The organism is Streptomyces mirabilis (assembly GCF_039503195.1).
Classification (GTDB): Bacteria; Actinomycetota; Actinomycetes; order Streptomycetales; family Streptomycetaceae; genus Streptomyces; species Streptomyces mirabilis_D.
In genome coordinates this window covers 1,698,933-1,718,061 of sequence record NZ_JBCJKP010000001.1, presented here as the reverse complement: position 1 = coordinate 1,718,061, position 19,129 = coordinate 1,698,933, and the positions used below count along the sequence as shown (strand labels likewise).

The following is a 19,129-nucleotide window of genomic DNA, read 5'->3' as shown; positions in this document are numbered from 1 at the left end:
ACCGTGGCGCATCGGCGCAGTACCGTGGCGAAGGTGTCGGGAGAGGCGAGCAGGGTGCGGGTCACGTTCGGTGTGCTCGGACCGACCGTGGCCGAGAGCGACGGCCGCGCGCTCGCGCTGAAGGGACCGAGGCACCGGGCCGTGCTGGCCCGGCTGGTGGTGGCCCGCCGCCGGGTCGTCCCTGTCACCCACCTGGTCGGCGACCTGTGGACGGATCCCCCGCCCGGCGCCGTGGGCGCCGTACAGACCTTTGTCGCCGCGCTGCGACGCGTCCTGGAGCCGGACCGTCCGTCCCGGGCCCCCGCCCGGCTGCTGGTCACAGACGGCCCCGGGTACGCGTTGCGCCCGGAGCCGGACGCCGTGGACGCCTGGTGCTTCGAGACGGCCGTCGGCGCCGCCGCGCGGTTGCCGGCCACGCAAGCGCTGCCGCGACTGGAGGAGGCGCTGGCCCTGTGGCGCGGGCCCGCCTACGCCGAGTTCGAGGAGGAGGACTGGGCCCGGGGCGAGCGCTCCCGCCTCGCCGAGCTGCGGCTCCAGGCGGTGGAGCAGCGGGCCCGGACGCAGCTGGACCTCGGCCTGGCCGCCGAGGCGGTGCCCGACCTGGACGTACACCTCACCGCTCACCCCTGGCGCGAGGACGCTTGGCGGCTGCTGGCGCTGGCGCTGTACCGGCAGGACCGTCAGGGGGATGCGCTGGGCGTGCTGCGCAGAGCCCGGGCGGTTCTGGCCGACCAGCTGGGAGTGGACCCCGGGCTTCGGCTGCGCCGCCTGGAGGCGGACATCCTCGCCCAGGACCCCGGGCTCGATCCCCCGGCCGGGCCGACGGCGACCGCGGCCCGGCTGTGGACACGGACGGCGGCGGCCTACGACCGTACGGTCGCCGCCGGTGCCCGGGCCCGGTTGGAGACGACGGTGAGTCTGATCCGCAACCTCGCGGTCACCGGGGGCGGTGGGCTCGCGGCCGCCAGGCAGCACCGTATGGAGGCCATCGCGGCGGCGGAGGAGTTCGGCGACCCGGACCTGACCGCCCGGGTGATCGGCGCCTACGACGTCCCCGCGATCTGGACCCGCAGCGACGATCCGGAGCTGGCCCGACGGATCGTCGAGGCCGCCGAGCGCGCCCTCACCGCTTTGCCGGGCGACGCGCACGAGGCCGCGCGGTGCCGCCTGCTGGCCACGATCGCCCTGGAGACGCGCGGCAGCCGGGCGCCGCGCGGTCTCCAGGCCGCCCGCGAGGCGGAGGAGATCGCCCGTCGTCTCGACGATCCCGCGCTGCTGGCGTTCGCGCTGAACGGGGCGTTCATGCAGTCCTTCACCCGCGCGGGGCTGGCCCCGCGGCGTGACGAGATCGGCGGGGAGCTGGTCGAACTGGCCGCGCGGCACGACCTGGTGACCTATGAGGTACTCGGTCACCTCATCCGGCTCCAGGCACGCGGCGCGCTGGCCGACTTCGCCGCGGCCGACCGCCATGCCGCCGCCGTGGACCGGCTGGCCGAGCGCCACGAGCTGCCGCTCGCGAGCGTCTTCACCCAGTGGTACCGGGCGTTGCGGCTGGCCGCGTCCGGGCAACCGGCGGGGGCCGAGACCGCCTACCGGGACGCCGCCGCACGGCTGGACGGCGCCGGGATGCCGGGCCTGGAGCGTGGACTTCTTCCGCTCGCCCTGCTGTGCCTGCGGGTGCAGCGCAGGAGGACGTGGTCCGACACCGATTCAAGGGAAACTGGCCCAGGGGGTACCGGTCCACGAGGTTCCGGTCCAGGGCCGGTCGAGATCGACCCGGGGGCGGACTGGGGCCCGTACCGTCCCTGGGCCACGCCCTTCGCCTTGCTGGCATCCGGACGCCGGGCCGAGGCCCGGGCGGCACTGCGCGCGCTCCCGGAACCGCCGCGCGACCTGATGTACGAGGTGTGCTGCTGCCTGGAGTCCGTGGTCGCGCTGGAGGTCGGTGACCGGGACGTCCTGGAGCGGGCCCGCGCCCGCCTGCTGCCGGCCGCCGGGGAACTCGCCGGCGCGGGCAGCGGTCTGATCACCCTCGGCCGTGTGGAGGACCACCTCGCCGACATCACCACCGCGCTGCGGGCGCCTACGAGTCCAGTTCCGCCCAGATGATCTTTCCCTCGTGTGTGTAGCGGGTGCCCCAGCGGTGGGTGAGCTGGGCGACGAGGAAGAGGCCGCGTCCCCCTTCGTCGGTGGTCCGGGCGTGCCGTAGTCGCGGGGAGCTGTTGCTGGTGTCGGTGACCTCGCAGATCAGACGGGATGCGCGCAACAGTCGCAGTCGCACCGGGCCCGGGGCGTAGCGCACCGCGTTGGTGACCAACTCGCTGACGACGAGTTCGGTCGCCATCGTCAGCTCTTCCAGTCCCCATGCACGGAGTTGGCGGGTGGCGAGGGCGCGGGCCCCCGCCACGGCGGCGGGATCGGAGGCCACGTCCCACGACGCGACGTGGTCGGCGCTGAGCGCGTGCGTGCGCGCCACGAGGAACGCGACGTCGTCGGACTGCGGCGTGGAGGTCATCCCCCGAACGTTGGCGCAGAGCGTCTCGAGCGGGAGGTCGCAAGGACACAGGGCGTCCCTGAGGTGGGCCATTCCGACCTCGACGTCCCGCTCGCCGCCTTCGATGAGGCCGTCGGTGTAGAGGCCGATCAGGCTGTTCTCGGCGAGTTCGATGTCGACCGCCTCGAACGGGAGTCCACCCAGCCCCAGGGGCGGACCGGCCGGCAGTTCCGGGAAGCTGACCCGGCCCTCCGGGGTCACGAGGACCGGCGGCGGATGGCCGGCCCGGGCGAGCGTGCAGTTCCGTGTGACCGGGTCGTAGATGGCGTACAGGCAGGTGGCACCCATCACCGTGGTCCGGATCAGGTCGGCCGACGCGTCGTGCGACTCCTCCTCGCTGAGGCGGAGCACCAGGTCGTCGAGGTGGGCCAGGAGCTCGTCGGGCGGCAGATCCATGTCGGCGAGCGTCTGCACCGCGGTACGCAGCCGGCCCATCGTGGCGGCCGCACTCAGACCGTGGCCGACCACATCGCCCACGACGAGGCCGACTCGGGCTCCGGACAACGGGATGACATCGAACCAGTCCCCGCCCACTCCGTCCTTGGCGTCCGCGGGCAGATACATGGAGGCCACGTCCACGGCCATGCCGCCCTCCAGCGTATGGGGCAGAAGGCTGCGCTGGAGCGTCAGCGTGGCGTGGTGCTCCCGTGTGTAGCGGCGGGCGTTGTCGACGCAGACGGCCGCCCGTGCGACCAGTTCCCGGGCGAGCAGTACGTCGTCCGGGGTGAAGGGAGCCGGGTTCTGGGAGCGGACGAAGGTGGTGAGGCCGAGGATGGTGTCCCGTGCCCGCATCGGCACGGAGATGAGTGAGTGAAGTCCGAACTCGCGCATGCTCGAGGTCCTGGACGGCTGTTCGACGACCCATTGGGGGTTGTCGGGGTTCAGCACCGGTATGAGGACGGGCTCGCCGCTCACGAGGAGGTCGAGATCGTGCGGGGGAGGGATGAAGTCCACCGGATCGCCGACCCGGGCGACCGCCTCCGGACACCCCTTCCGTACGGAACTCATGCCCGCCCGCCGCATCACCGGCCCCGTCACCGCCGGACCCGTGTCGGACAGCCAGGGTCCGTGCCCCTCGGTGCTGAGGACCGGCTCCAGCAGATCCACGATGGCGAAGTCGGCGAACCGGGGCACGGCGAAGTCGGCCAGTTCCTGGGCGGTCTCCATGACGTCCAGGGTGCTGCCCACACAGGCGCCGGCTTCATTGACCATGGAGATCAGTTGGCGGGCGTTCCACCGGTCGGTGACGTCGAGCACCATGTAGCAGATGTCCGTGACGGCGCCCTCGACGTCCACCAGGGGGAAGAACGACGTGGAGTAGGCGTGCTGCCGATGCGGGTCGGCCCAGCTCCAGCCCAGGTACTCGAAGTCGCTGACCGGCTCGCCGGTCCGCAGTACCTTGCGCATCACGTCCTCGAGGGTCTCCGCATGGAGGCCCGGGAAGAGGTCGGTCAGGCGCCGGCCAAGACGCTGCTCACGCGGTATGCCGCCGATGCTCTCCAGGGTGTTGTTGACCCAGGTGCAGCGCAGGTCCATGTCCACGATGGCCATTCCCACGGGCGAGCGGGTCAGGAACCCGTCCAGCACGGACTGCCCCATGGCCCAGCGCGTGACGCGCTCCCGTGCCGAGAGAAGAAAACACTCGTCGTCGCCGACCTGGAAGGACGCGGAAATCCGCAGATTCACTTCGACACGACGGCCGTCGCGATGCGACAGCGTGACCACTCCGCTCCAGGGCTGGCCCTCACGACAGCGTTCCATGATCGCCGCTACACGGCGGGGGTCTTCGGGCACGGCGAGCAGACGGCCGACGGAGCCTCCGACGACCTCGCGGGCCGAACGACCGAGGAGTTCTTCCGCGCTTCTGGTCCAGCCGATCACCATGCCGGCCGGGGTGACGATCGCCGCCGCGTCCGAGGCTGCTTCTTCCGCACCGATATAGGGCTCTGTGCCGGGACCTTCGCCCGATTCCGGAATCGCAGGTGTCACGTCTTCACCGCCATCCCCATACCTCCATGCTCGCGCCTCCCGCAGCGGCGCGCCAGCGGCGCAAGGGACCGTTCGACGCGGTGAATTCGCTACCGGTCGGGTCGGCATCACCACGCCGGGTGACCGGTGCCGGATGTCGTCCCAGCGGCGGCTCCCGGGCCTCAGCCGACGACCGCGGCGCGTACGCACAGCACGTCCGGCAGATGTGAGGCCAGTTGCCGCCAGCTGTCCCCGTCGTCCGCCGACGCGTACACCTCGCCGTTGCGATTGCCGAAGTACACACCCGCCGGGTCCGCGCCGTCCGTGCAGAGCGCGTCGCGCAGCACCGTGCCGTAGTGGTCCTCCGTGGGCAGACCCGCGGTCAGCGGATCCCAGGTCCTGCCGGCGTCCTGTGTGCGAAAGACACGACAGCGCCGGTCGGCCGGGACGCGGTCCGCGTCCGCGTTGATCGGGAAGACGTACGCTGTGTCGCCGCGGTGCGGATGCGCGGCCACCGCGAACCCGAAGGTGGACGGCAGGCCCGCGCCGATGTCGGTCCACGCGCCGCCCGCGTCGTCGCTGCGGTACACACCCCAATGGTTCTGGAGGTAGAGCCGGTCCGGGGTCGACGCGTCCTGTGCGATCTTGTGCACGCACTGACCGAACTCCGGGTTCGGATCCGGCAGGAACACCGCGGAGACACCGGAGTTGGACGGTTCCCAGCTGGCTCCGCCGTCATGCGTGCGGAACACCCCCGCCGTGGAGACGGCGACCGTGACGGCCCCGGGGGCGCGCTGGTCGGTGAGGACGGTGTGCAGCCCCTCGCCACCGCCGCCCGGCACCCACTGTGACCGGGTGGGGTGCTCCCACAGGGGCCGTACCAACTCGAAGGACTCGCCTCTGTCCTCGGAGCGGTACAGCGCGGCCGGCTCCGTGCCCGCGTACACCACGTCCGGCTCGGCCGCCGCCGGGTGCAACTGCCACACCCGCTCCAGCGAAGCCCCGGTGTCCTTAGGGAACTTGACGGCCGGCTGTGCCGGTTCGGTCCATGTCCGTCCCAGGTCGTCGGAGTGGAAGACGGACGGACCCCAGTGCGCGCTGTCCCCTCCGGCCAGCAGTCGTGGTGTCTCGCCGCGGGTGTCGATCGCGACCGAGTACACGGCCTGCGCGTTGAAGTAGGGACTCTCGTCGAACTCCCAGGCGGCGCCGCGCCGCCGTCCGATGAACAGCCCTTTGCGTGTACCGACGGTGAGCAGTACTTCGGCCATGCCGACCACCTCCGCGACGACGTCGTCTCAGACATCGGCCAGTCTGCACCCCGGCACTGACAGTCTCCTCTGTACGTCGAATTTCCGCAGGTCAGCCGGGTGGCGTCGGTCATCGGCGACGTCTCGTCCCGGCCGACGCGCCTGCGGGCGAGGGATGGCCGGATCCCTGGAACGCACGGGTCGTGGGACTCGTTGTGAGCATCGCAGGGACCGATCCCGTATGGGAGGGCGATGTGGCATGTCCGTGCGGTCGTGAGGAGGATGCCAGCGATGGCGGCATTCCGTGGTCCGAAGGCTCCGAAGGTGTGGCTGTGGCGATGGCGTCGCAATCCGCTGCGGCGTCGCAGTGACGCGCTGGAGGCCTGGATCGTGCTCGTCGCCTGGGCGCTCACCGCGCTCGGCGGGGTGCTCACCGGTCTGCTGGCGACGCAGTCCGTGGAGAACGGCCTTGCCAGGCAGCGGGCCGAGTGGCACTCCGTTCAGGCGTTGCTCGACGACGACGTGCCGAAGTCGACCGCGCCGGCCAACGACGCCGACACGGTCTGGGCGAAGGTCCACTGGACCGCGCCGGACGGCTCGCCGCACACCGGCCAGGCCCGGGTGTCCGTCGGCAGCCCCGCGGGCACCCCGGCGACGGTGTGGACGGACGCCGACGGTCGCCTCGTCACCAAGCCCCCCACGCCCTCCCAGGCCCACCTGCGTGCCGCGCTGGTGGGCGTCCTGGTGGGGGTGAGCGTCGCGGGTGTGCCGTTCATCGGCGGACGGCTGGTACGCGGACGAATGGAACGACGGCGCATGGCGCAGTGGGACGAGGACTGGCAACGGGTCGGACCCCTGTGGGGGCGGAAGACGGGCTGAGGAGACCCCGGGGTCAGGCCGGATCGTGGGCCCCCTCCGGTGCCCACGCGGCCGTGAGGAGGGACGCCGTCGCGGCCGAGGCGTATGTGGACGACGCGAGCCAGGCGCGGGCGTACGCCTCCGGGTCGGCCGGCCGCAGTCGGCCCAGCGCGTCATGGCGCCGGTCCGACGCGGTGTCCACCAGCGCTCGCGCGCACGCGGCCCCCGTGGTCAGACCCACCGCGGCGAGCCGACGGGGGAGTGCGCCGTCGGCCACGGTGGCGGTGACGGCGCGGCCTCCCGCGACCGCGCGGTCCACGGCCCGCCGCAGGAGGTCGAGTTCCGTGGGAAGCGCGGGCGCTGAGGTGGAAGGGATGACGGCCGTTGCGGTCCTGGGCAGGTGGGTGCGGTTGAGGCGGCGCAGGCCGAGGTCCGCGCGGACCGGGTCGCCGTCCGTGCCCTGCCAGGCCGCGGCGAGGGCGCGTACACCGCTCGGCCGGTCCGCCGCGAGCCGTGCGACGAGCCGCAGGGACAGACCGTGGGCCCCCGCCAGAAGCCGGAGATTCTCGACGTAGGGGAGTCCGGGACGCTCGTCCGGCGCCAGGAGGCGCACCGTGGGACCACCGTCCACGGCGAACCCTCCGCCGGTGATCGTCCCGGTGAGGAAGAGCAGGTCACCACCCACGTCCCGTTCGTCCGCGGGCTCGGCCGACCACCGCAGCGCGGAGGCCACCTGGTCGGCCGGGGAACGCCGCCAGAGCGTGTCGAGCGGCTCCTCGTGCCAACGGGCCCCCGACGCCCGTACGGAACGGATCACGCCGCCACCGCCGATCCGCCCGTCCGGCGAGACGGTCGCGTCGGTGAGGATCGCCCCGCCGTGGTCGCCCAGTTCCCGCAGGGTGAGGGCGCTGCCGCCGGGGACCGCGGAGCCCGCGGCCTGTCGAGCGCGGTCGGCGTCGCCCGGCGCCACGTCGGACAGCGAGCGGAGCCGGCCGTCCTGCGCGAGGGCGTACGTGACCGCCCCCGCGTACCCCGAAGCGGTCACCACCGGCTCGGTGAACAGACCGTGCACTCGCAGCGAACCGTTCGCCGTATAAGCCCGACGCGCGGTGCCGAGCAGACCCGGGTCCGGCGCCCGGCGCAGCCCGGCGGCGACGGTCAGCAACTCCGCCAGCTCCGAAGCCAGTTCGGGCAGTCGGAACGCGGGGTCCCCGGTGCCCGCCTCGGAGAGCCGCCGCGCCACCCGGACGGCCGCGGCCGCGGCGCGGTGGAGTCCGGCGACGCGCGCCGAGTGGGCGGCATGGAGGAGCGTGGCGCGGAGCACGGCACCGGAGCCGGTCACTCCGGCCGCCAGTACGGCGGTCGCGGCCACCCGGAGGGCGTCCACCGCCGCGGACTGCGGGGGAGTGAGGTCGAAGGCCCCGGTCTCCGGAGGGACGACAGGGGTGGAGTCCCCGGCGTCCGACGGCACGACAGCCGTCGCCGCCGGTTGGTCCGTCTCCTCCGCCAGCGGCGCCAGCGTCAGGACCGCCGCACGATGCAGACACGCCGGCGCGAGCAGACAGCTGCACACGGCATCCTCGGCGGACGTCACCACCCCGGCCGTGGTGGTGAGAGTGACCGTCGTCGAGTCGTCGACCCGCACCACGACCGTCGCGTCCGTGACGGCGACGGGCCAGTTGGCCGCCTTGGTCGCGGCCGAGTCGGCACGTGTGCGCAGCCGGGTCGGGAGCGACTCCAGCGCGCCGGCCGCCACTTCGGCCGTCACCGGGGGAAGCGTGGTCATCGGTGTGTACCTCCCATGCGTTCGCCCACCCAGCGGGCCAGTTCCAGCGGGCTGAGGGCCGCCACCGGCATGCCCGCGGCCACCAACTGCCCCGCCACACCGGCCGAGTAGCGCGGTCGGCCCGCGTCGTCCAGCGAGGCGCAGCCGAGAACGTGGCACCCCGAGTCGACGAGTGCCCGCACCTCGGACAGCAGCGGGCCCACCGGACCCCCCTCCTCGAAGTCGCTGACCAGGACGACCAGGGTGCGGGAGGGAACCGTCACCAGTGAGCGCGCGTGCCGCAGACCCCGGGCGATGCTCGTCCCGCCGCCGACCCGCACCTCGAGGAGCAGCCCGAGGGGATCGTCCACCTGATCGGTGAGGTCCACGACCTCCGTCGAGAACGCCACGAAGTGCGTGCTCAGTGCCGGGACCCCGGCGACCACGGACGCGGTGAGCGCCGCCCAGATCGTCGACGCCTCCATGGACCCGGACACATCGACGACCAGCACGAGCCGCCAGTCGGCCGCCTTGCGGGCCCGGGTACGGAAGACCGGCCGCTCGGGCAGCACCGTCACCGCTCCCGTCGCCGGATCGCGGCGCGCCGTCGCGAGGTTCGCGCGCACGGTGCGGGCGAGATCGAGGGGGCCGCCCGGTCTGCGGGTGGGCCGCGGATGCGCGAGACCTGCGAGGGCGGGCCGCAGCCTGTGGGCGAGGGCGTCCGTGAGCTCCTTGACGAGCCGGGCCACCAGGGGCCGAAGCCGCGCCAGTTGCTGCTCGGGCATGCCTCCCGCGTACGAGAGGACCGTCCGCAGGAGCTCGACCGAGGGGCGGGCCGAGGCAGGGTCGAGTTCCTGCAGGGCGTCGACGCGTCCGGCGTCGGCCGCCGCGGCCAGCACCTCTTCTCGTACCCCGGGCCCGAAGAGCGCCGCCAGCTCCTCGGACCAGCTCCGCACATCCGGGAACGACGCCTCGCTCCCGCCGCCGGCACCGTCGTCGCCGGGCTCTCCCACCCCCTCGCCGCGTCCGCTGCCGTACAACTCGTCGAGTGCGCGGGCGATCCGGCCGGCCCGCCCCGTCAACTGCCGTGCCCTGCCCAGCAGGAGCCGCCAGCGATCTCCGGGGCCGAGAAGGTCGGACACGGCGCGACTGCCGGGTACGGCAGGGCTGTTGGGCACCGGACTGTGGGATACGGCAGGACCGTGGGGCACGCCGGGGTTGTCGTGCGGGGTCTGAATCGAGGCAGGCGTCGCGTCCGTGCCCAAGGGGTCCAACCCCGCCGCCGCCAACGCCGTCCGCCCCGCCAGATCCGCCGCCGCCATCCGGGCCAGGAACCCCGGCTCCGCCACCGCGTCCGGCAACGCGCCCACCGCGCGGCCGGTGCGGTCCTCCACCGCGGCGAGCATCCGGGACCGGGCCGCCGGCGCCAGCACGTCGAAGCCGGCGCGCAGGGCCGGCAGGCGGTCGAGGAAAGCCCGGTCGGTGAGGGACTCGACGCGCTCCAGGAGCGGGTCCACGGCCTCGCCCGTCTCGAGCAGCGGACCGGCGGCGAGCAATGTGCCGCGCAGGAACGCGGTGAGGTCGGAACGGAGTTCGGGAGTCACGGCACCGTCGACACGGGAGGCCAGCCGGGTGCCGAACTCCGTCGCCTCCCGCAGCCCCAGCAGCACCCGGGCGGCTCCCGCGGCGCCGCGGATCAGCGGCGTAGCGTCCTCGTCCAGGCGGCCGAGGGCGTCCGCGAGCCGGAGTCCGCCGCCCGCGCCGTCCACCCGGGTGGCGAGGTCCACCAGAGCGCGGGCGTCGGCGGTGTCGGTGGAGCCGGTCAGCCCGTGGAGCGCGCGGACACCGGCGGCCCCCAGCTCCTCGTACGCGGCCTCGATCCGCTCCTTCTCCCAGAGGGCGGGCAGCCCCGGCACATGTCCCGCGCCGATCCGGCTCAACAGGTCGAGCCCGCTGAGGAGTTCGGGCAGGGTACCGGACGCGGGCAGCAGTTCGGCGACTTCCGTGAGGCGCTCCGAGGCGAGCTTCGGGAGGGCGCAGCGGGCCGCGTCCTCGAGCCCGGCGAGCACCTGGGCCGCGGTCGGACCGCCGTCACGCCGCTCCGCCGCCCGTCGCCGCGCCAGTACGCCGCCGGCCGCCTGTTCCAACGTCACTCCGTGAACGCCGGTCACCTCCAGCATCGCCGCGGTCGAGGGCGTCCAGGTCACCGTCCACCGGGTGGTGAGCGCGGCGCCGTCGCCGACCCGGGCGACGTCGGCCTCCTCGCCGTAGGGGACACGGCAGACCGCCATCCTGCGCAGACAGATCTCGCGTCGGCGGTCGAGCTCGGACCGCAGTGCGTCGAGCCGCAGCTCACGACGGGCGGGAGCGGTGGGGGAGGGCAGCGAGAGTTCCGCGAGGAGGCCCTCGACCGCCGGGCCGAGGCCGGAGCGTGGCGTGCCAGGAGCGAGTCTCCCCTGCCGGTCACCGACGAGCACCCGCTCCATGGCAGTGGCCACCACCCGCCCCCGACCCAGCAACTGGCCCTGCGTGAGCACGGTCTGCACAGCCTCGACCAGCTCGCCCCGGCCCGCGGCGGGCAACCCGCGCAGCGTGGCCAAGTCCCGCGCCACCCGCACCACCTCCCGGGCGTCGGCGGGGCCACTGGGATGTCCCGCCTCGCGGACGGCGGCGCAGATCCGCACAGCCGTCGCCGTCAGCAAGTCGTCCAGTCGTCCCGGCTCCCCGGCCGCCCGGAACACCCCTCGCTGCCACTCCGGATCACGGATACCGGCCGGATACCCGGAGCGCTCGTCGAGCAGCGGGTACGAGTAGGGCACGAGGGAGGTGATGACCGAGGGGACGCCCTCCGCGGATCCGGCACCCGAACCCACCTGCCCGGCACCCGAACCCACCTGCCCGGCACCCGAATCCACCGGGCCGGAACCCGAACCCACCGGCCCGGAACCAGCCCGCAGCAGCGCGGGCGCGTGAAACGCCCCGATCACCGCTGCCGTACGCCGCCCCGAACACTCGGCCAGTCGATCCCGCATATTGGCCTCGCGCCGCAGGTCGTACGGGTCCACGGCGTCCTCTCCGGTGTCCGCCCGCAACGCCCAGCCGACGAGCAGCGCGGCGCGCCGCAACTCCTCCGGCGCGGCGCCCGGCGCGCCCGACTCCACCAACCGCGCCCACAGGTCGTCCTCCGTCCGGCCTCCGGCGCGCGCTCGCAGGGCGGCCGCCAGCCGCCCACGTCCGCCACCCGCTCGGCCCGCACCCGGCTCCTCCGCCACCTCCCGCGTCCGCTCCTCCGCGTCCCGCGCTGCCAGGGGCAGGTCGAACGGCACGACCGGCACCCCTGCCCCCCTCGCCCACCGAATCGCCGCGAGCTCCGGGGAGAACTCGGCGAAGGGCAGAAAGACCACCCCGCCGTGCTCCCGGCTCCCCGCCAGCGCCACCGGCGGCACCGTCGCCGCGTCCCCCAGGTACTCCAGCCACGGCGCGAACTCCTCCGGAAGCTCGATGAGGAGCACCTCCGGCGCCGCCGCCGACAGCATGCCCGGCACGGCCGCCGCGAGCGCCGGTGAATGGTGCCGCACGCCGATCAGGAACGGTTCCCGACACTCGGCCAGCGCCTCCAGAGCCACCTCGGGCGACCCCGCCGAGTCGGGCGCCGCCTCACACGAGGTCATCGCGCAGCTCCCACAGCGTCCGCCACAGCGCGGCGCCCTGCTCCGCGCGCCGCCGCACCGGACCGTCCCAGTAGCCCAGCAGCCGTGCGTGATCGGCCGGGTCGTCCTTGCGTACCGTGCCGAGCAGATGGCCGGGCAGGGTGCGCACGACATCCCTGCCGTCCCCGAGATACGCGGCGCCCAGGCCCATGGACGTGGCGACCTGCACCGCCTCCGCCGTCGACATCACCGTGGTGGGCCGCTCGACCTCCCAGCCCTCCGCGCTGCGGCCCGAGCGCAGCTCCCGGAAGGCCGTGACCAGCGCCTCCAGCACCGCGTCGTCGACGGAGAAACGGGCACCCGAGCGGGCGAGCGCGGCCGTGGCCTGGCCTCGGACCAGCTCCGTCTCGGCGTCGAGGTCGTCGATCGGTCCGACGGTCTCGAAGTTGAAGCGGCGCTTGAGGGCGGCGGACATCTCGGAGACACCGCGGTCACGGAGGTTGGCCGTGGCGATCAGCGTGAACCCCGGCACGGCGTGCACCGTGCCGTCCCCCTCCGGGCCGCCGGCCAACTCCGGTACCGCGATGCGTCGTTCGGACAGCAGGGACACCAGGGCGTCCTGCACCTCGGGCAGACAACGCGTGACCTCCTCGATCCGGGCGACGGCTCCCCGGGTCATGGCCGTGAGCACGGGTGAGGGCACCATGGCCGCTCGGCTCGGCCCCGCGGCGAGCAGCATCGCGTAGTTCCAGCCGTATCTGAGCTGGTCCTCCGTGGTGCCCGCGGTGCCCTGCACGGTGAGCGCGCTGGTGCCGCACACGGCGGCGGCCAGCAGCTCGGAGAGCATCGACTTGGCGGTGCCGGGCTCGCCGACCAGCAGGAGACCCCGCTCGCCCGCGAGCGTCACCACGCACCGCTCGACGAGTCCCCGGTCGCCCACGAACTTCCGTGACACGACGAGCCGTCGCCCGTCCGCGCCGCTCAGCGCCTCGCCGTCCGAACCGCACACGAACGTCACCACGGCGCGCGGGGTCAGGCGCCAGCCCGGCGGTCGCGGCCCCTCGTCGTACGCCGCGAGAAACGCCAGCTCCTCGGCATGACGGTCCTCGGGCAGCTCGATCTGCCGCGCGCCCGTCACGCTCGACACGTCCGGCACACCCGTTACGCCCATCGCCTCCGTCACGTCCGTCCTTGCCGTCTCACCCGATGCCGTCGTCCCGCTCGCCGTGCTCTGTCCGCCGCTCATGCCCTGCCTCCGCTCCGGCCGCCTCTGCCGCCCCGGCCACCGCGCCCGGCGAACTCCTCGAACCCGGGCGCGTCACCCTCGACGACCCGCCGCCAGGCCCGCGCGAACAACTCCGGCACCGGGCGGTCCGGCACCACGAAACCGTGGGCCGTCTCCGGCAGCAGCGGCGTTTTCCAGCTCTCGACGGGCAGCCGCGGCGCCTTGTGCTCCAGCCAGCCGCCGGGCAGGAACTGCGCTCGCCCGGCCCGGGACCGCTTCGCCTCCACCACCAGCCCGGTGGCGGCCAGTTCGACCCTGGCCCGCTTCAGCCGCGCGGGCTTCCAGCCGGTCCAGGCCGCCTGGTTGCGGTCCGTGGGGTCCGGGAGCGCGAGCAGCATCAGATAGAGCCCGGCCGCGTCCTCGGAGAGCCCGCACCGCTGCACTGCCTCGGCCACCAGCTCCGGCACGCTGTGGGCCGGGTGCTGGGCGGCTCCGGGAGGGCCGTCCGCCGTGACCAGGACGGTGAACTCCTCGCTCAACAGCGTGCGCAGCGACTGCAGTTGCCCGCTGTCCCGGCTCAGCGCCGCGAGCAGCTTCAGCGCCGGGTGATCGGGTCCGCCGTCCTCGCCCGCCTGCGGCAGCACGGCCGACGGCCGCAGCCATACGGTGTCCCACTCCGAGCGGTGCCGCATCGGCGCCAGCACGATCGCCGGGCCCGCCCGCAGCAGGCCCTCCGCGTCCCCGCCTCCCTGGGCGGGCAGCCCGAACGTCTCCCGTACCCCGGTCGACACCGTGTTGCCGTCATGGCCCCAGGTCACCCCGAGGTCGAGCAGCAGCCCGGGGTCGGTGAGGCGCTCGCGGAGCATGCGCAGGGTCTCGGGCAGCGTCGCGCGCAGCGGATCGCCGTACGGCAGCCGATAGGCGAGCCAGCGCAGCATGCCGACGTACGCGGCCAGGGTGGAGCCGGTGAACAGGGACTGGGCGTCCAGCGGTTCGAGTCCGTTGCCCCGCATCCGCTGCTCGGTGCGACCGGTCAGCTCGGGGCGCGCCTGGGGGTTGAGGACCGCGTCCAGCATCCGGCCCGGTCCGATCTCGCTCACCATCCGCGCGATCAGCTCGGGCGGCGCCGCCCGCCGCTGCCCCCGCCGCTCGATCCAGATCCGTACGACAGGCTCCAGGTCGAAACCGTCGGTCCACAGCCGTTCCATGCGTCCGGGATCCGTGGGGATCAGCGTGGCGGTGAACAACTGCCGTTCCGCGATGGAGAGTTCATCGAGAGCGGTCCGGGCGGCCTGCGCCTGCGCGCTCTTCGCGCCCAGTGGCTGGAGGTGCTCCGCGGGCAGCAGTCCGTCCTTGCCGTAGGAGTTGAGCCCGGGCAGCCCGAGGAGCAGCAGCGCTCCGGCCACCGCGCTGACACCCACTCGCTCGGCGAACTCCCGCGCCTGCTCCGGCCGGTAGGGCAGCGGTCCCCGCTCCCGCACGAGCGCCACCAACCGCCGTACGGCGGGCGCCAGGGCCTCGTCCCCGGGCGTACCCCGGATCTCGGACGCGACGAGTGCGAAGCCCTCCCAGGGGCCGAACTCGCCCGCCGGGGCGTACTCGACGGCGTTCCAGTACGCGTCGCCCGCGTCGACCTTCTGGCAGGACAGGATCAGCAGCCGCCGGTCGCCCGAGGCCAGCACCTCCCCGACGCGCTCCGGCCGCTCCGACCGGGAGGCCTTGAGCTGCACGACCCGCAGTCGTCCGCGGGGATCGACGAGCACCCCGTCGCCGACCGACAGAACGACGTCGAGGAATTCCAGCAGCCCGGTGCGCCGGCTCTCCGGCGTGGTGGGCGCGGCGGCGCGCAGGGCCGCCGCCGCCGTGCCGGGACCGATCAGCGAGAGCCAGGCGACTCCGGTGCCGACGAACGGGAACTTCGAGGGCGGTGTGCCCGGGGCCAACAGTGAGCGCAGCGCCCTGAGCTGGTCGACCGCGGTGGTGGCGTGTTGCTCGTTGCCGTAGTAACCGTAGAAGTGTCCGGGAGCGGTGAGCTCCCGCAGCGCCTCGCGCAGGACGTGGTCGTACGCGTGCCGGACTTCCTCCTCGTCCTGCGGCGCGGCGACCGGCCGCTCGGCCCGCTCGCCAAGCGTGGCGATTCGCTTGGCGCAGCGGGCCGTCTCCTCGACCAACCCGGCCACCCCGAGGGCGAGCCGCTCGTCGGTGACGGCGGGCAGCAGCCGGGCCACGGCCTCCCGCGGGCTCTCGCCGTCCCGGACGGCGGCCAACAGCGCGGTGGCGTCCGCGTCGGTCACGGCCCGCAGCGCGGCCGAGCCGTGCTCGTCGCGCGGGCGCAGCGCGTGCCAGTACCACAGCGGCGGCAGGAAGCGGGTGCCCGCCGCATGTGCGCTGCCGCGGTCGCCCAGCTGGACGCGGGCCAGCGACAGGCCGTCGCTGTCGCACAGCTCGACGATCGTGCGGTTCCAGCCCGTCTGCACGGGGTGCAGGACGGCGCCGCGCGGCAGGCGCAGGGGCGGGGCCGGAACGCCCTTGGTGGTCGCCGGGCTGCGGTTCCCGTCGACCGAACAGGCCGTCCAGGCACCGGAGTTCTGGTCGTGCGTCACCCACCAGCCGAGCAGCCCGTCCTTGCTGCCGAACGGCGAGCCCTCCAGACCCGGCTGGACCGGCAGCAGCCGGCAGTCCGTCTGTGTGAGGACGATGCCCGGGCGGGCGTCGGCGAGCGCCGAGTCGAAGAACGCAGGCACCGACATCCGGCCGCGCCTGGCGGAGGCGGGGTCGTACTCGTGCCAGCGGTTCTCGTGCAGCACCCAGTACGAGATGCCGTCCGAGGCGATCTCGCGGTGCTGCTCGGCGAACGTGGTGTCCCCGGCGTGCACGGGCCGGCCGCCGAAACAGCGACCGCCGTCGGGCAGCGCGAGCGACACCGGGTGGCCGCCGTACCAGCCGCCCGGCAGGCCCGTCGGCTTGAACACGTCGGCGGGGCGCCCGGACCAGACGGCCCGCTGCTCGTTCCCGTACCCCGACGCGATGAGCCACTGGCCGTCCACGTGACGCACCGTCGGCTCGCCGTACTGGCGTCCCTGGGACGGCAGGGTGAGCGTCCGCGCGTCGAGCAGCGCGTCGGGGCCGGCCAGCGCGACCTGGGTCTCGACACGGACGATCAGCGCGGGCCAGGCGTCCGCGTACTGGTACGACCGGCCGTGCTGACGCTGCCACGGGTGTGGTCCACTCGCCGGAGGAGTGACCTTGCCGAGGGTGTCCAGGGCCTCTTCGAGGGCGGGCCAGCCCAGTTCGTCGAGGATGCCCGCACGCAGGGTGCGGCCCAGGACCGGGGCGGGATCGAATCCGACGATCCGACGGACGGCCTCCGGTGCCGTCGCCAGTACGGCGGGTGCCGAGAAGCGGGAGACCTTGGCCAGCAGCTCGTCGAGCCCCGGCAGGCCGACCGGCTCGGCCAGTGCGTCGGCACGGTCCCGCAGCCAGCCCGCCACGGCCGTGCGCAGCGCCGGATGGTCCGCGAGCCGCCGCACGCGGGCCGACGGTCCGGACGCGGGTCCGTCCACGAGCGAGAGGCTCTCCACCGCCCTGCGCAACAGGGGAGTGAAGCGCGGGTCGGCGGTGACCGCGGCCAGGTCCCGGCGGCCCGGGCGCTCGTCGTCCGTCCAGTAGCGCAGCTCCAGACCCTCGGTCTCAGGGGACGGGTCGGCGACCGGCACACCCGCCGCGAGGGCGGTGTCCAGCAGGTCGAGATCCACAGAGGAGTTCCAGCCCTGCTCGCGCAGCAGCCGCACCGGCTTGCCGTCGGCGATCAGCCGGGGCGCCAGCCGCTCCACCAGGGCGAGCTCCTCGACGAGCCGCTTGCGCTGCCGCCAGCCGCGCTGACGGTGCCGGTCCCAGGAGCTCAGCCAGTCGGCCGCGTCGACCGTGCCGTCGAGCAGCAGACCGATCGCCCCGCAGGCGTCGAGCAGCGCCAGCCACGCCGCGTCGAACTCCTCGCGCTGATCACCGCCCGTGGACGGCATCAGCGTCAACAACCGCTCCCGTACCGCCGGATCCTCGTGCGCCAGCTCCGCCAGAGCGGGCAGCGCGGACTTCCAGAAGCTCCCGGCCGCGCGGTTCATGGCCCCCGAGGGGAGGATCTCGGCGAGCAGCGCCCGCTCCTCGGCGCGCGGGTCGAGTCCCGCCCCCTTCGCCAGCCGCCGCAGATCCTCCAGCATGCCCGCGTAGGGAGCGATCCCGGCCGCGCAGCGCTGCGACGACAGCGTCCTGAACTGCTCGTACGCATCCGTGCCGGACAGTCGTGCCGCCAGGCCCTTGGCGTGCTCGCGCAGTGCCTTCCCGCTCAGCGCGCCCGCTCCGGCGAACTCCAGGAACACCTCCCGCAGCCGGTCCTCGTCCACGTCGAGGGCGTGCCGCTGCTCGGCGGCCCGGGCCTTGCCGAAGAACGACGCGGCGTGCTGGCGCGACTCCGCCGCCAGGAACAACCGGGCCACCTGCTCGTAGTACGTCGGCAGGAAGTGCGGCACCGACCGGTCCAGCCGGGCGCCGATCTCGTCGAAGCCGTCCTTGGCGTGGCCCGGCTTGCTCGACACCATCCGGGTGAGCCGCTCCATCTCCTTGACCACGGCGAGCGCATGGTGCCCGTTCACCGGGTCGTTGACCAGCGCCCAGGCGGGGAAACCCAGCGACTGCCGCCTCACCCGGCCCACCGGCGCCGCGTGGGCGGTACCGAAGCCCAGGTACTCCAGAGCGAGGTCCTCGGCGGGCCCGGTCGCCTCGGGCACCAGCCGCACCACCGTGCGCCCCTCCAGTACGGGATGCCCGTACGTCCGCGCCGTCAGCACATCGCCGGCACCCTCGCCCAGCGGCAGTACCGCTCCCGACTCCAGCAGCTGATCCCCGCTCACAGCTCCCCCTCCTCGTCCTCGCCGTTCACCACACGCCCCGCGTACACCAAAGCCGCCATCCGAACCCCCTCCGACCAGGCGACCGGCCCCACCTCCCGCAACGGCAGCCGGCGCCCGCCCGCGGCCCGCCACTCCAGGCCGCCGGTGCGGGTCTCGGACTCCGGGTAGTCGGCGCCGATCCAGTAGGCCGCCTCCACCGCGACCCCGTTCTCGATCAGCGGGCACACCGCGTACCCGCCGCGTACCCGATAGCCGTACGAACCCGCCCGCGCGGTCGCGTGCCGCAGTTCCTCGAACTTCCCGCCCGCGTAGGCACTCCACTCGAAGGCGGCGCCGTCCCTCTCGTCCGGCCGGGGCCAGACCTCCCGGAACAACTGGCCCGCGCCTTGCTCGACACCGAGCTCCGCCGCGAACTCCCGCAGCTCCTCCAGGTCTTCGAGGAGCACCGGATGCGGTATCACCACCGTCCGCGCGGCGAGCCGGACCGAGTCGCCGTCCAGGTCCACCACGCCGAGGCCCTGCTCCGGATCCGCGTCCCGCAGGAATCCGGCGAGCTCCAGCGCGACCGTGCCGTCCGTGTCCACCGGCGCCACCACCAGGTCCCGCAGCGCCGCCTGCCAGGCGGCGTCGGGCCACACCCGGGCCAGCAGGTCCGTCGGCACGGGCAGGGAGCGGACGATCCAGGTGTCCACCTGGGAGCGGCACTCCCGCTCATGCCGCTCCAGCCACTCGGCCAGCTGCCGCAGCCGGACGACCTCCACGTCGTCCCGCAGCTTCGCGGGCACCTGCTTCAACATGCGTCCGGCCGCGTTACGGCACCGCACCTGTGCGCCGTCCAACGTGACGGCGTACCCACTGGATGTCTCGATCCAACCCATGACAGGACCCCTCCCGAACCCACCTGTCGGCGATGGTGATCACAGTAGGGGAGGGGTCTGACAATGCCCCGAAGGGC

The 19,129-nt window shown here is 73.9% G+C and carries 9 protein-coding genes; 2 read left to right on the top strand and 7 right to left on the bottom strand.

The annotated features are described in order from the left end of the window. Positions 1 to 54: 54 nt before the first annotated feature. Entirely contained in the window at positions 55 to 2,109 is a 2,055-nt protein-coding gene (locus AAFF41_RS08355) for an AfsR/SARP family transcriptional regulator (protein WP_343326269.1), read from the top strand. Here the strand turns inward: AAFF41_RS08355 and AAFF41_RS08350 are convergent. Both AAFF41_RS08350 and AAFF41_RS08345 read right to left on the bottom strand, forming a co-directional pair. Continuing rightward, on the bottom strand, positions 2,084 to 4,531 hold the full coding sequence (locus tag AAFF41_RS08350; RefSeq protein ID WP_425526238.1) for a SpoIIE family protein phosphatase: 2,448 nt from the start codon (positions 4,529 to 4,531) through the stop codon (positions 2,084 to 2,086). The genes AAFF41_RS08355 and AAFF41_RS08350 overlap by 26 nt on opposite strands. Before the next feature lie 173 nt (positions 4,532 to 4,704). Then, a complete protein-coding gene (locus tag AAFF41_RS08345) occupies positions 4,705 to 5,790 on the bottom strand; it encodes a WD40/YVTN/BNR-like repeat-containing protein (protein ID WP_343323774.1) in 1,086 nt (361 codons plus the stop codon). A gap of 270 nt (positions 5,791 to 6,060) precedes the next feature. On the opposite strand from AAFF41_RS08345, the gene AAFF41_RS08340 reads away from it, so the two are divergent. After that, complete coding sequence (locus AAFF41_RS08340) at positions 6,061 to 6,648, top strand: Rv1733c family protein (protein ID WP_319745473.1); 588 nt, start codon at positions 6,061 to 6,063, stop codon at positions 6,646 to 6,648. A gap of 13 nt (positions 6,649 to 6,661) precedes the next feature. Here AAFF41_RS08340 and AAFF41_RS08335 read toward each other — a convergent pair whose 3' ends face one another. From AAFF41_RS08335 to AAFF41_RS08315, 5 genes are all read right to left on the bottom strand, one after another. Then, the gene (locus AAFF41_RS08335) at positions 6,662 to 8,413 is read right to left on the bottom strand and encodes a hypothetical protein (protein WP_343323773.1); all 1,752 of its coding nucleotides are present in this window, start codon (positions 8,411 to 8,413) and stop codon (positions 6,662 to 6,664) included. Then, positions 8,410 to 12,063: a vWA domain-containing protein gene (locus AAFF41_RS08330; RefSeq protein ID WP_343323772.1), complete on the bottom strand. Its 3,654-nt coding sequence runs from the start codon at positions 12,061 to 12,063 to the stop codon at positions 8,410 to 8,412. The genes AAFF41_RS08335 and AAFF41_RS08330 overlap by 4 nt, the downstream gene beginning before the upstream one ends. Further along, on the bottom strand, positions 12,050 to 13,213 hold the full coding sequence (locus AAFF41_RS08325; protein ID WP_319746070.1) for an AAA family ATPase: 1,164 nt from the start codon (positions 13,211 to 13,213) through the stop codon (positions 12,050 to 12,052). Before AAFF41_RS08325 ends, AAFF41_RS08330 begins: the two co-directional genes overlap by 14 nt. 71 nt (positions 13,214 to 13,284) lie before the next feature. Then, a complete protein-coding gene (locus AAFF41_RS08320; protein ID WP_343323771.1) occupies positions 13,285 to 18,174 on the bottom strand; it encodes a hypothetical protein in 4,890 nt (1,629 codons plus the stop codon). Beyond that, positions 18,171 to 19,052 (bottom strand): DUF4132 domain-containing protein, encoded by an 882-nt coding sequence (locus tag AAFF41_RS08315; RefSeq protein ID WP_319745481.1) that lies wholly within the window; start codon positions 19,050 to 19,052, stop codon positions 18,171 to 18,173. The genes AAFF41_RS08320 and AAFF41_RS08315 overlap by 4 nt, the downstream gene beginning before the upstream one ends. Between the last annotated feature and the right edge of the window lie 77 nt (positions 19,053 to 19,129).

Bases quoted from the DNA above. Each gene is read 5' to 3' on its own strand.
- AAFF41_RS08330 (WP_343323772.1), bottom strand. From the start codon at position 12,063: ATGACCTCGTGTGAGGCGGCGCCCGACTCGGCGGGGTCGCCCGAGGTG.
- AAFF41_RS08345 (WP_343323774.1), bottom strand. From the start codon at position 5,790: ATGGCCGAAGTACTGCTCACCGTCGGTACACGCAAAGGGCTGTTCATC.
- AAFF41_RS08340 (WP_319745473.1), top strand. From the start codon at position 6,061: ATGGCGGCATTCCGTGGTCCGAAGGCTCCGAAGGTGTGGCTGTGGCGA.
- AAFF41_RS08325 (WP_319746070.1), bottom strand. From the start codon at position 13,213: ATGGGCGTAACGGGTGTGCCGGACGTGTCGAGCGTGACGGGCGCGCGG.
- AAFF41_RS08315 (WP_319745481.1), bottom strand. From the start codon at position 19,052: ATGGGTTGGATCGAGACATCCAGTGGGTACGCCGTCACGTTGGACGGC.
- AAFF41_RS08335 (WP_343323773.1), bottom strand. From the start codon at position 8,413: ATGACCACGCTTCCCCCGGTGACGGCCGAAGTGGCGGCCGGCGCGCTG.